This window comes from Limnospira platensis NIES-39, assembly GCF_026000695.1.
Taxonomy (GTDB): domain Bacteria; phylum Cyanobacteriota; class Cyanobacteriia; order Cyanobacteriales; family Microcoleaceae; genus Limnospira; species Limnospira platensis.
In genome coordinates this window covers 6,362,318-6,375,501 of record NZ_AP026945.1, presented here as the reverse complement: position 1 = coordinate 6,375,501, position 13,184 = coordinate 6,362,318, and the positions used below count along the sequence as shown (strand labels likewise).

At 44.1% G+C, this 13,184-nt stretch carries 9 protein-coding genes and 1 pseudogene; 1 reads left to right on the top strand and 9 read right to left on the bottom strand.

Features of this window, described 5'->3' with window-relative positions:
- Positions 1 to 120: 120 nt before the first annotated feature.
- Positions 121 to 2,631 (bottom strand): phosphoenolpyruvate synthase, encoded by a 2,511-nt coding sequence (gene ppsA / locus N39L_RS31290; protein ID WP_006618628.1) that lies wholly within the window; start codon positions 2,629 to 2,631, stop codon positions 121 to 123.
- Positions 2,632 to 3,038: 407 nt separating this feature from the next.
- Here ppsA and N39L_RS31285 point away from each other — a divergent pair, with 407 nt between their 5' ends.
- Entirely contained in the window at positions 3,039 to 3,434 is a 396-nt protein-coding gene (locus N39L_RS31285) for a winged helix-turn-helix transcriptional regulator (RefSeq protein ID WP_006618629.1), read from the top strand.
- On the opposite strand, the gene N39L_RS31280 is transcribed toward N39L_RS31285, so the two are convergent.
- The 8 genes and pseudogenes from N39L_RS31280 to ltrA all read right to left on the bottom strand — a co-directional run bounded on the left by N39L_RS31280 (position 3,431) and on the right by ltrA (position 12,569).
- Positions 3,431 to 3,715: a DUF427 domain-containing protein gene (locus tag N39L_RS31280; protein WP_006618630.1), complete on the bottom strand. Its 285-nt coding sequence runs from the start codon at positions 3,713 to 3,715 to the stop codon at positions 3,431 to 3,433. The genes N39L_RS31285 and N39L_RS31280 overlap by 4 nt on opposite strands.
- A 74-nt stretch (positions 3,716 to 3,789) precedes the next feature.
- Positions 3,790 to 5,101 (bottom strand): annotated as a pseudogene (locus N39L_RS31275) (putative bifunctional diguanylate cyclase/phosphodiesterase).
- A gap of 442 nt (positions 5,102 to 5,543) precedes the next feature.
- Positions 5,544 to 7,658: a phosphate acetyltransferase gene (gene pta / locus N39L_RS31270; RefSeq protein ID WP_006618633.1), complete on the bottom strand. Its 2,115-nt coding sequence runs from the start codon at positions 7,656 to 7,658 to the stop codon at positions 5,544 to 5,546.
- Between the two features lie 145 nt (positions 7,659 to 7,803).
- On the bottom strand, positions 7,804 to 9,390 hold the full coding sequence (locus N39L_RS31265) for a glucose-6-phosphate isomerase (RefSeq protein ID WP_006618634.1): 1,587 nt from the start codon (positions 9,388 to 9,390) through the stop codon (positions 7,804 to 7,806).
- Positions 9,391 to 9,699: 309 nt separating this feature from the next.
- Positions 9,700 to 9,957 (bottom strand): hypothetical protein, encoded by a 258-nt coding sequence (locus tag N39L_RS31260; RefSeq protein WP_006618635.1) that lies wholly within the window; start codon positions 9,955 to 9,957, stop codon positions 9,700 to 9,702.
- Between the two features lie 13 nt (positions 9,958 to 9,970).
- Positions 9,971 to 10,222 (bottom strand): hypothetical protein, encoded by a 252-nt coding sequence (locus N39L_RS31255; protein ID WP_014277369.1) that lies wholly within the window; start codon positions 10,220 to 10,222, stop codon positions 9,971 to 9,973.
- A gap of 173 nt (positions 10,223 to 10,395) precedes the next feature.
- Positions 10,396 to 10,674 (bottom strand): hypothetical protein, encoded by a 279-nt coding sequence (locus N39L_RS31250; RefSeq protein ID WP_014277368.1) that lies wholly within the window; start codon positions 10,672 to 10,674, stop codon positions 10,396 to 10,398.
- A gap of 131 nt (positions 10,675 to 10,805) precedes the next feature.
- Complete coding sequence (gene ltrA, locus N39L_RS31245) at positions 10,806 to 12,569, bottom strand: group II intron reverse transcriptase/maturase (RefSeq protein WP_014277367.1); 1,764 nt, start codon at positions 12,567 to 12,569, stop codon at positions 10,806 to 10,808.
- Between the last annotated feature and the right edge of the window lie 615 nt (positions 12,570 to 13,184).

Genomic DNA, 13,184 nt, shown 5'->3' with positions numbered 1-13,184 from the left:
TAATATCATATCACGGTTTATAATTATTTGTCAACCTATGGACGAAAAAAACTGCCCCGGCTTTCACCAGAGCAGTTTTCAATTAGAACTCAGAAGTTACTTAGTATCCTAAACGGAACTCTATTTAGCCTGAGCGACTTCCATGATATCATCAACCAAAACGCCAGACTCTTCCATCTTGCCAATGTCCAGGATGGTCTTAATCACAGAGTCGGGGTTCAAACTCATCGAGTCAATACCCAACTCAACTAAGAACCGAGCAAATTCGGGATAGTCACTAGGCGCTTGACCACAAATACCAATCTTGCGATTATATTTCTTAGCTGCTTTAATGGCGATCGTAACCATCCGACGTACCGCTTCGTTGCGTTCGTCAAAGATATGAGCCACCAGTGCGGAGTCACGGTCTAAGCCTAGAGTTAACTGAGTCAAGTCATTCGATCCGATGGAGAAGCCATCGAACACTTGAGCGAACTCATCAGCAAAGATGACATTACTCGGCAATTCGCACATTACATAAACCTGGAGACCGTTTTCGCCTCGTTTCAGGCCATATTTCTCCATTTCAGCCAAGACCTTCCGGCCTTCATCAGGAGTCCGACAGAAGGGAATCATCGGCACCACATTCGTCAGACCCATTTCGTCGCGCACCCGTTTCAGAGCCACACATTCCAGACCGTAGGCTTCCCGGTAGTTGGGGTCGTAGTAACGGGATGCACCCCGCCAGCCGATCATCGGGTTTTCTTCTTTCGGTTCAAACTGACGACCACCTAACAGGTTCGCGTATTCGTTACTCTTGAAGTCCGACATCCGCACAATCACTGGGTTCGGATAGAAAGCCGCTGCGATCGTGCCAATACCATGAGCCAGTTTATCAACAAAGAAGTCCGGCTTGTGGTCATAGAGTTTGGTCAGTTCGCCAATTTCCCGCTTAACTGATTCATCTTCGAGTTGGTCATACTTGAGTAGCGCCAAGGGGTGAGCCTTAATATGATTAGCGATAATAAACTCAAGACGAGCCAAACCTACACCATCGCAGGGAATAGATGCCAAACCGAAGGCCTCTTCGGGGTTCCCCACATTCATCAGAATTTTAGTGCGGGTCTTGGGTAAGTTGTCCAGAACGGTTTCGTTCACATCAAAAGGTACTAACCCTTCATACACCCGTCCTTCTTCCCCTTCCGAACAGGAAACCGTAATTTCTTGTCCGGTCTTGACCGCTTGGGTAGCATCTCCGCAACCAACGATCGCCGGAATACCCATTTCACGAGCAATAATCGCCGCGTGACAAGTCCGACCGCCAGCGTTAGTAACAATAGCACTGGAACGCTTCATAATCGGTTCCCAGTCAGGGTCAGTCTTGTTGGTAACTAACACTTCTCCCGGTTGAAAATCATCAATCCGGTGAACATCCATAATCACCCGTGCTTTACCCTGACCGATCATTTCACCAACTGCACGACCGCGAGACAGCACGTTGCTGGTGCCATTGAGTTTGTAAGACCGCAGGATGCTGCCGGATTTTTGGGATTGTACCGTTTCTGGACGTGCCTGGACGATGAACAGTTCACCTGTGATACCATCTTTCGCCCACTCAATATCCATAGGTGTATAGCACCCACGAACTGTTGAGTAGTGATTTTCGATGATAACCGCCCATTCAGCCAGCTTCAGGATTTCATCATCTGTAATACAGAACTTCTCGCGTTCGGAAACTGGGACGCTTACGTTTTTGGTGAGTTTCGTGCCACCAATGTCGTAAACCATCTTGAGTTCTTTTGTTCCCAAGCGTTTCTCTAGGATAGGACGGAATCCTTGTTTCAGAGTAGGCTTGAATACAAAGTATTCATCAGGGTTAACTGCACCTTGTACCACGTTTTCCCCTAAACCATAGGCAGCCGTCACTAGGGCAGCATTCTTAAAGCCTGTTTCTGTGTCAATGGAGAACATGACACCCGAAGAGGCTAGGTCAGACCTAACCATTCTTTGTACACCCACCGACAAGGCAACATCGAAGTGATCAAAGCCTTTAATTGTCCGGTAGGAAATCGCCCGATCTGTAAAGATGGAAGCAAAACACTTATGGCAAGATTTTAAAACCGTATCTTCCCCATAAACATTCAAGTATGTTTCTTGCTGACCTGCAAAACTCGCATCAGGTAAATCTTCTGCTGTAGCACTAGACCGCACCGCTACGTCAACATCACTGGCATAGCGTTTGCATTCTTCTTTATAATCTGAATCGAACTTCTCACAGAATTCTGCTGAAGTCGCGTAACGTTCACACAGTTTCCTGTAATACTTAACAATTTCTTCTTCAAGTTCTGGAGGGAAGGGAGTATCTAGGATCAAAGCGCGAGCCTGCTTACCCCGCTGCCGCAGGTTCGGCATATCTTCCACATCTAGATCCGAGAACAGTTCGCGTAGTTTGACTTCTAAGCCCGCTTTTTCCACAAAGTAGCGATAAGCGTAGGCTGTGGTAGCAAATCCCGTGGGAACGCTAACCCCTTTCGAGTTTAGCTGTTGAATCATCTCCCCTAGGGATGCGTTTTTTCCACCTACTAATGGAACATCGGCAATTCCTACTTCCTCAAACCACAGTACGAATGCTTTTTCTTTATTTTCAACCATTATGAAATTCCTCCAAACTTGAATAACAGTCTGGTAGAGAGTACAGCCACATCTTTTTACACTTTCAGAGGTGTCAGTATTACTGATACTCTGATTTTCATGTAAACAGACTATCTGGCAACAGGTATGGGAAACCTTATTGCTCCAAAACTCAGCATTTAGACTTAGTTAATTTTGGTCTGACTGTCGATCTACAGGCTGAGATTTTTTTCGTCACAGAGGGTTTTTTTTCCCTCTGTTTATAGAGTATTACTTTCTATAAAAATTACAATATAGGTTACTAAACTTACCTTAGTTACCTAAAGTACCAAATTAATGCTATAGTGGAGTTACAGCCGGTTATTAAAAAAGTTTAAAGCTGCTGTGGCGGTTTGGAACCACTAAAGTAAATCTTAAAATTTGTTAAAATGAAAGTTACAAAACATTGCGAAACCCCCCAAGCAGGCCCAATGTCAAGGGGTTCGGAAAACTCTACTGAGACCGAACAGCCTTGTCCTATAGAATATATATTGGATAGAATTAGTAGTAAGTGGTCTTTTTTAATTTTGCGGGAACTTTTGATAGATAACCGCCGCACTCATGAACTACAGGAAGCACTTCCGATTAGTACGAAAACCCTGACAATTCGGTTGAGGGAATTAGAAAAGTATGGTATGATAGAAAGGAAGGTTTATCCAGAAATACCCCCTAGGGTAGAATATTCTCTAACACCTAGGGGACGAAATATAAAGCCGGTCATTGATGCCCTACAACAGGCGGGAGAGGCTTGGTTATCTGATGAACAGGTAGTCGGAGATAGTTAGACCTCGACTTTTACACCTCTCCAGAAGGCAATATAACCTTCAATATTTTTGGCTGCTGGTAATGGGCTAGGATAGTACCAAGCAGCATCTTTGTTAAGTTCGCCTTCCACCTCTAGGGTATAGTAACTAGCAACCCCTTTCCAGCCACAGGTGGTGTGGGTGTCGCTATTTCGGAAGTATTCTTGTTTAATGGAGTCCGGGGGGAAATATTGATTACCTTCGACTACTTCACAATTATCGCTTTCGGCAATAACGACCCCATTCCAAATTGCTTTGGCCATAAATCTTTCCTAAACTCAAGTTTTGTCATGGCTTAATTATACATAGTTTTTGATGGTTGGTGAGGGGAGAACTTCTAACCTGCTTCTGAACAACAATTATGGTGTTGGCGTTGCAGATATTCTTCAACAGCGTCTACGGACATGGGTTTAGCGAGTAGATATCCTTGGACGGTTTGATATTTCAGGTTTTGTAGTTGTCTGAGTTGACCTGGAGTTTCGACCCCTTCGGCTACTAAGTTGATATCTAAGGAATTAGCCATCAAGGCAATAGTTCGGACAATTTCCACACTTTTCTGGTCCCATTCTATATCAGTAATAAATGATTTGTCAACCTTGATGGTATCAAAGGGGAAATTTTGGAGGTAACTTAAAGATGAATAACCGGTACCAAAATCATCTATACAGAGGTTAATTTTCCGAGATTTGATGTCTTTTAAGATGTCGGCAATATCTTCAGGATTATTCATTAAGGCGGTTTCGGTAATTTCGAGTTGAATTTGTTGGGGGGGGAATTTCAGTTACTGCTAAGATATGATCAATTTGGCTTAATAAATTAGGCTGCATGAGTTGTACGACGGAAACATTAATGTTAACAAACATGGATTCGACCTGGGGAAATTGCGATCGCCACTGTTGAAATTGCCAGCAAGCCTGACCAAATACCCACATTCCCAAAGGAATGATAAAGCCGGTTTCTTCCGCCAAAGGGATAAATTCTAAGTTAGAAATAAGCTGAGAGTTATGATACCACCTAATCAGGGATTCAAACCCGACTATTTCCAAGGTATCAGCACTGAAAATGGGTTGATAATAAAGCTGAAACTTACGGTCATTAAAGTCTCGTCTCATTTGATTATCTAACTCTAGCTGACGACTAGCATAGGCTTTAAATTCGGGATTAAATATGGTATAACCAGTATTGGGAGAACGGCGACATTGATGCACAGCTAATTCTGCGGCTTGTAGGAGTTGTTCGGGATTACCACCACAGTCATAACTAAAAGCCAAGCCCATTTTGACCTGTTTAAATATTTCGTGTTCTTCTAAATGAAATGGTTGGATAAACAGATTACTAATATAATTGAGAATTTTATGAGCTGATGCCAAGTCTCCCATTTGTTCCAAGAGAATTATAAACTCATCAGCCATACCGACTCTAGCAATCATGACAGCATCAGGAAGATAGGTAGTCAGGCGGTTAGTAATAGCGATCAATAGCTGTTCTGAAAATTCATATCCTAGGGTATATTTAATAGATTTAAAGTGAACAACATCTAGGTGAATAACTGCAAATTGATGATGTATATCAGATGCCTTAAATAAATACTCTAACTTTTCCAACAATATAGAACGCAAGGGTAGTTTAGTTAGGGAGTCATATTGCATGGCATTTTTCAGTTGTTTTTGCAGGGTTATGTATTCATTAATTTTGTTTAAAATAATCAGGTATTGTATGGTTCTTGTGGATGCGTTTTTATGGCTCATTTCTAGGAGCGATCGCTCATAATTTTTGAGGACTTTCGATAAAAGCCAGCCAGTAATCACCAGAAATATTAATCCTTTTAATGTAGCCAGATAAGTGAACTGGCTATAATTACCAATAAAAATTTCTATAGCCTGATCAGAAATCAGTATCCAGACCGCGCCAATAACAGCGTAACTGAGGACTATTCGACGAGGGAGGTCTTGGGTTAATTTATGTATATTCATGGTCAAAGCCATTGAGAAAGTAAACATCAGAGTAGAGTTGGTGAAAGCGGCACGGCTCACCATTATGGGGTCTCACCCATTAATAATATTCTATCTGAGATGCTACAATGTCCGGTGTTTATGGAGTTAATGGGACTGAGAATGCGGCTAAATCCGCTTGAATAGCAGTAATTGCTACGGTATTGACAATATCGGTGACGGTGCAACCGCGACTCAAATCATTAACAGGTTTTTTCAATCCCTGCAAAATTGGTCCGATCGCCACAGCATTAGCCGATCGCTGTACAGCCTTGTAAGTATTATTTCCCGTATTCAAATCAGGAAAAATAAAAACGGTGGCACGACCAGCCACCTGACTATCAGGTAGCTTAGTTTTAGCGACAGTCTCATCAATAGCAGCATCATACTGGATCGGGCCTTCAATTTTCAAGTCGGGGCGCAGTTGACGGGCGATCGAAGTAGCTTGCTTAACCTTTTCGACATCCTCACCCTGTCCCGATTCTCCAGTAGAATAAGACAACATAGCCACCCTAGGTTCAATGCCAAACATTTGAGCAGTCAAAGCGGAACTGATAGCAATATCAGCCAATTGTTGAGGATTAGGATTAGGATTTACGGCACAGTCGCCATAAACCAAAATCCGATCTTCCAACGCCATTAAAAAGACACTAGAGACAATAGAAGTGCCGGGACTGGTGCGAATAAACTCCAAAGCGGGGCGGATCGTGTGACCGGTGGTGTGGACTGCTCCTGACACCATACCATCAGCGTGCCCCTTATAAACCATCATGGTGCCAAAATAGCTAACATCGAGCATGACATCATAGGCTCCGTCTTTAGCAATACCCTTATGTTTACGGAGATTAAAATAGGTTTCGGCATAGTCTTCATACCAGGGAGAACTGGCTGGATCAATAATCTGGACTTGGGATAAATTCAAACCGAGAGCGGCAATACGTCCGCGAATTTCTGGTTCGGAACCTAATAAGGTAATATCTGCGACTCCCCGCCGCCACAAAATCTCAGCAGCCTGTAAAATCCGATCTTCGCGTCCTTCGGGTAGAACAATATGCTGTCGATTAGCTTTAGCCCTTTGAATCAATTGATACTCAAACATGATGGGAGTTGTACGAGAGGGACGGGAAAGCTGTATGCGCTCCTCAATTTGAGCCAAATTGACATGAGCTTCAAATAACCCCAAAGCTGAGGCAATTTTGCGATCGTTGTCCGGGGTAATCGCACCATGTACCCGGTCTACATTCATGGCGGTTTCGTAGGTATCAGTATTAACTGTAATAATGGGAACTGTCCAATTACGACATCCATCAATGAGGGTTTGGATGGTGGTTGGTAGTGCAAGACCGCCACTAAGGATAATTCCGGCAACATTAGGATAGTTCTCAGAAGTGGCTGCGGCTCCACAGGCGAGAATAATATCAGATCGATCGCCTGGGGTAATAATTAAGCTACCTTCTTGGAGGTATTTGAGGAAATTGGGAACTTGCATGGCGGCGACGCGCAAATCAAAAACCTCGCGGTTAAGGCGATCGTCCGATGCGCCATAGATTTGTTTACCGCCGAGTTTCTGGGCAATTTCGGCGACTGTGGGTTTAGCTAAAATGGGTTCTTCTGGAATGACAAATAGGGGATCTGGAAATTTCCAGAGGGTTTTCACCTGTTCGATAATTGCGGGAACATTGTGGTTATCGACGCGGTTAACTACGGTAGCGGCGATCGTGCAACCTTCCTCAATAAAGGCTTCTCGTTCGGCTAATACGGCACTCATTAATTGATTGGGAGTTTTACCGCTACCGCTGGCGACAATCAAAATGGGACAACCTAGGTGATTGGCAAATCGGACGTTAAAATCAAACTCGAAGGCGGAAGCAATATCAGTAAAATCAGTGCCCTCGCAGACAACAAAATCACAATCTTGCTCAACGGCTTTATATTTTTCGATGACTTGCTTAATCACTTCATCATAGCGACCCTCAGCAATCAAATTTTGAGCTTCTTCGTGGGTGAGAGCATAGTAAGATTCATAGGGTAAGGCTTGGTGTAGGCGACTGCGAACTAATTGGATATCTCTGTCAGGAGTGGTGCGACTACGGATAATGGGACGGAAAAAGCCCAATTTTTGAATTCGTTTGGAAAGCAATTCTATGATTCCGAGTACGACCAGGGATTTGCCACTTCCGGGTTCAATGGTAGCAATGTACAGGTTCTCAGCCACTCGTTTTCACTCCTAATTATGTCTGGTTGATTTAGGGAGTCGAATGCTCCTCTCCTATGCTATACCAATAAAAAGTGACCCGATCTGTGGGGGGAGAAAGACCGGGTGAATGGGAATTATGGATTAGGGGGCTTAGGGAGCCAGTTTAGCGCCATTTGGCGATCAGTTGGGCGGGTTTACTGGGGTCTCCGCTCAATTCTACTCCTCGGTCATTGGCTGCTAGGTGACGCAGGATTTTATATAGGGTTTCTACCTGTTCCTGGGCATCTATTTTCGCAGCTAAGTCGGATATAGAAATACCTTGGCTATGGCCGCGTAGGACTTGTAAACCTTGATGTTGTAACTCTAGGACTTGGGCGGCGGCTTTTTTCCCGGCTTCGACTCCGGGTTGGTGATAGGCGTTGATGTTGACTAGGGAGGCGTATAAACTGACAGCACGTTCATAGAGAGCGACTAGAGCGCCTACGGTGTACGGATTGACTTCGGTAATAGTTACGGTAATGGAGTCTCGTTGGTTGTCGTACAGAGCCTCTCGTGTGCCTTGTAGGAAGCCTGAGAGATAGTCTCCGGCGGTGACTCCTGGTTCTATTTCTGGGGATGGTTTTTGGCGATCGCGTAGGACTTCGATAAAGGTGGCGAAGAAGTTGGGAACCCCATCTCGAAGTTGTTGGACGTAGGCGTGTTGGTCTGTGGAACCTTTGTTACCGTAGACGGAGATACCTTGGTTGACGATGTTTCCCTCTAGGTCTTTTTCTTTTCCCAAGGATTCCATGACTAATTGTTGCAGATAACGGCTCAAGAGTATGAGTCTGTCCTTGTAGGGGAGAATTACCATATCTTTTTGACCACGGCCACCTCCGACGGCATACCAAGATAGGGCCAGCAGGGCGGCGGGGTTGGTTTTGATATCGGGTTGGCGGGTGGCGATATCCATGGTTTTTGCCCCTTGGAGTAGGGCATGAATATCTATGCCTTGTAGGGCGGCCGGAAGTAGTCCTACGGCTGACATTTCGGAGGTGCGACCACCGATCCAGTCTTCCATGGGGAAGGTTTCTAACCATCCTTGGCTGGTGGCTTCTTGGTAGAGTTTACTACCGATTTGGGTAGTGGCGATCGCTTGATCGCGAAAGTGGAGGTTTTGGTTGAGTAATGCTTGTTTAACTTCCATCATGCCGTTACGGGGTTCTGGGGTGCCGCCGGATTTGGAAATTACTAAGATTAGGGTACTCTTTAGGCGATCGCCTAGTCGTTGCAGAATCCGATCTATGCCATCGGGGTCACTATTATCGATAAAGTGGATGTTGATCAGTGGGTAGTCTGGGGCTAAAGCATCAGCCACAAATTGTGGTCCTAGGGCTGATCCTCCAATACCAATGGAGAGTAAATCTGTAAATTTTTCGGCTTGGGGGGGTTTAATCTCACCCTTATGGACTTTAGCGACAAAGGTTTCTATTTTGTTAACTGTGTCGATAATTTGCTGTTTGATTTGGGGAGTAGGCGCTAACTCCGGGTTTCGCAGCCAATAATGGCCTACCATTCGCTGTTCATCTGGATTAGCGATCGCCCCACCTTCGAGGGCTTCCATATCTCGAAATGCCCCGTCAAATTTGGGCTTCATGGCTTCCAGAAAAGCCTGATCAAACCTAATTCGACTGATATCGAGGTACAGTCCTATTTCTTCGTGGTAGTACAGCCAGTCTTGGTATCTTTGCCAGAGTGTGATGGCATCCATAATCACTGTTTCCCCGCTATGTACAAGTTGCCAGTCGAGAACATCTATGAGGGTTTAACGGCTTTTACCCTTCCGCAATTGATTGATAGAGCCTTATCTATCAGGAGATATTCTACAACAGTTTTGACATACTCACCGCTGCTTTAGCCGTGGTCTTCAATGCTGGGTTTTGATACCTAAGTAGTCTGACAACCCCTCTGAGTCCGTTTAGGGTCGTCTCGCCCCGTGCCTATCTTATCCGTATACCGTAAGCCTGTGTTGCTATGTCCTTCTAGGACGGGGCTTGAAACTCCCATCTTTGGTCAAACATTAAACATGGGGTTTAGGCAGAATTCTCATAAACTTGACTATTTGGCCCGTCATCTCTAGGCCAATTAAATAGCGATCGACCGTGAATCGATAAAAAATGCCAGTGGAACCCACCGCGCGAAATTCGGGCAATTCTTGTAAGCGATTAATTTGGGGAAACTTGACGAAAACGATTTGATAAACTCGCCAATAGGCATCAGTGTCTAAGGCAGTTAAGTCTTGTAAAAAAGAGCGTGCATAACGAACTTCAACATTCACGACATAACCAATATCAAATGCCTTCTATATCGGGATTGAAGCCATGGGGGGCTAGGGGGACACGCCCATAATCAAAATACAGCACTTGTAGGGCTTCTTCTCTGGTTAAGGCATCTCCTGGCCTTAATTTTTTATGGGCATTATCAATAGCTTTGACCATGAAAGCATCTTCATAGAGGGGGGTCAGAAACTCCCAGGCAGTTTTCAGATCTTCGTCTGATATTCCTTCTATTAAACGGTGTAGTTTCTTTCTCAAAGATATCATGACTGTGGCCTCCCTTTCCATGATTTCAATCTACCAGACAACAATGAAAGTTGATCATAATATCAGCCCAAACCGGATGCCCACACTACCTGAGTAGTTATTGAATTATATTGTAGTGGGAGCATCAATTAACAATTAACTATAAAAACTGAATCAGGAAACTGGCAAGGCCATTAGCACCTTTGGGTAATACCCCGCAAAGAATCCATCAAGTTCTGATATTCAGGAGGATTAATCAAGCCTGAACTGTAAAACTGTGCTAAACAGCTATTTAGGGCATTAAATGCTGTTTCGCTATCAATCCAGGACTTGCCCCCAAGTAGTGCCTCTTCTGGAGTGGAGTAGTCGTTATTGGAAGTTAGATGGCCACCGTAGGGCAGGATAATCTGCCACTTCCAACGGTGACGGAAACTGAGGGTTGATATCAGTAGCCCATAATAATCCTTGTGCATTGATTTTTGTTACCTAGGCGACAAAACTTAATTTATTAGGGGTCGAGATAGACCTCACGGTCTACCCCTCCCATTCAAAACCGTACATGAGACTTTCACCTCATACGGCTCCTAGTTTGACCGTCTCCTTGTTAAGAGTACAGCATCATCTCTTCATCAAGAGCTGTTTTATCGTCGTGACAATGGCGGTGTAATAATTGAAGATTCTTGTAGTCATTCTTTCCGCCTTGGCTTCTAGGTACAATGTGGTCTATTTCAATTAAATCTGATGGGGTAAAGAATTGCCCACACCAGGTACATCTACCTTTTTGTTTTTTGAGTAGTTTTGCTACCCTAATTGGCGTGTCGATTGCTTGTCCTTTCCTGGTTGCCCAGTAAGTCCAATTTCCGTCGTATGGTGTTGCGTCAGGGCGTATTAGGGTATGTCTGACAATTGGAGTCCAGTTGTGTTTGAACAGATGTAACCCATCTTTGGTTTGGAACAGCCAATTTTCGTGTCTTTCTTTCCCATTGCTAAGTTTAATTGTTCCATGTCTGAAATAATTTCTTAGCTTTTCGTAACTTGACTTTCCGCATCTTGATACTGTCCATGCCCTTAACATTTGCCAGATTATGTGGTCTAGCTTATTGAAGGTCTCTGTTGAGACTACCCCTGAATAATAGTTTGACCATCCCCGAATAATTGGGTTTAGTTTGTTAATCAGGGCTGACTGAGGTGCTGTTTTATGTTGTTTAATTACACCTTTTATCACTTCTGTGTGGGCTTTAACTGCTTTTTGGCTGGGTTTTATGTGAGTTTTGTGTCCTAATAGTTTCCCATGTGGAATTTTCCCAGTTCTATATTTTCCTACAGGATATTGCCTAATATTGAAACCTAAGAAATCAAATCCGGGTTCCTCTGCTTTGCCGTTATACTCAATAGATTTGAGTGTATGGCAGATTCGAGTTTTTTCAGGTTTAATCTCTAATCCAACAGGCTTTAGCCATTCAGAAATAGCAGTTTTGCACTGTTCAATGATTCCTAAGTCTTTGGATATGACTACAAAATCATCGGCATATCGTATGACCGTGGCAAATGGTTTGTTGTTGGTATTTTTGGGATACATTTTTCCTATTAACCTACCCATCCCCAACAGTGCGATGTTGGCTAGGAATGGACTTATTACCCCTCCCTGGGGTGTCCCTGTTTCTGTATCCTCGAATACACCGTTGTCTAGCACTCCCGCTTTGAGCCATTGTTTCAGGTCTCTTTTTAGGCTGCTTGGACAATGAATTTTGGACAGTAGGTAATCATGGTTTATTCGGTCAAAGCATTTTGCTATATCAGCATCAAGAACATAATATTGTCCCTTATTTATGGCAATATAAATTCTGCTGATTGCGTCATGGGCAGACCGTCCAGGACGGAACCCGTAGCTTGTGCCTTCAAATCTCGATTCCCATTCAGGTTCGAGAGCCGACTTAACCAAGGCTTGCCTTGCTCTATCTTGGATTGTGGGTATTCCTAGGCGGCGTTTTTCATCCCTACCAGGTTTTGGAATCCACACCCGTCGCAGTGGTTTTGCTTTGAGGTTTCCCTTAATGTTCTTGACCAGTTCAAACCTTTGTCTCGAAGAGATTACTCTTACTCCATCAACCCCGGCTGTCTTCTTGCCTTGATTATCTTGGGTTACTCGTCTCACTGCTAGGAGCCGGGCATAATATGATTTCACCAATAGACGTTGCAACCTTCGTGCCTTAGCATTTTGTCCCGATTTAGCTGCTTGAAATATACTCTTTTGGAGCTTGAAAACTTTCCGTTGAACCTTAGTCCATGGGATTGCCTTCCATGCGTTGCTCGTAGTCTTGATTGGTTTTGGTTTCCCAAACCCTTTCTTTAAACTCGCTATCGCCATTTGTACACCTACTAGGCTCTATTTCTTTACAATCAAACCGTGACCTGTTAGCATATCCCTACCATTACAGTCGGGCATTGGCTTTTGGTCACATCTCATCCCCTAATAGGCTTGCGCTTACACTTTCACTACTGACTTTCTCGACCAGATTGTCAGAGCCTAGAAGGGGTTAAAACGTTCCATTTATATGGGCATTCCATCTTTAGATTTGTCTTATCCACCGGGGTACTTTTAAAGGTCTGTGTAGGTAGTAAATAAAAGCCCCTACTTTTCCCCTTGCTCTTTTGAGCGCAGCGTATCAACCTATTTCGCTACCCAATTATTACGATGGTTCAAGCCAGACATTCGGTTTCCCTAATCATGGATGGTTGGCAGTGGTCTCGTTTCTGGTGTTAGGTTACACCTCGGAGCCTTCCGTTCCCCGCTTCAGTCCCAGGGTTGTGATTCCTGAAATTGGGGGTGGCTATCGCCGTTACCCTGATTTCCTAACTTTTACTTATCCATTTCTGGGCTTCCTATGAGGAATTTGTATAAGTTAGTTCATTTTGACCTTGGGTTCCCTGCCTTGTTTGGTATATCTCTATACCGAACGTTGGGACATATAAACAGTTATAG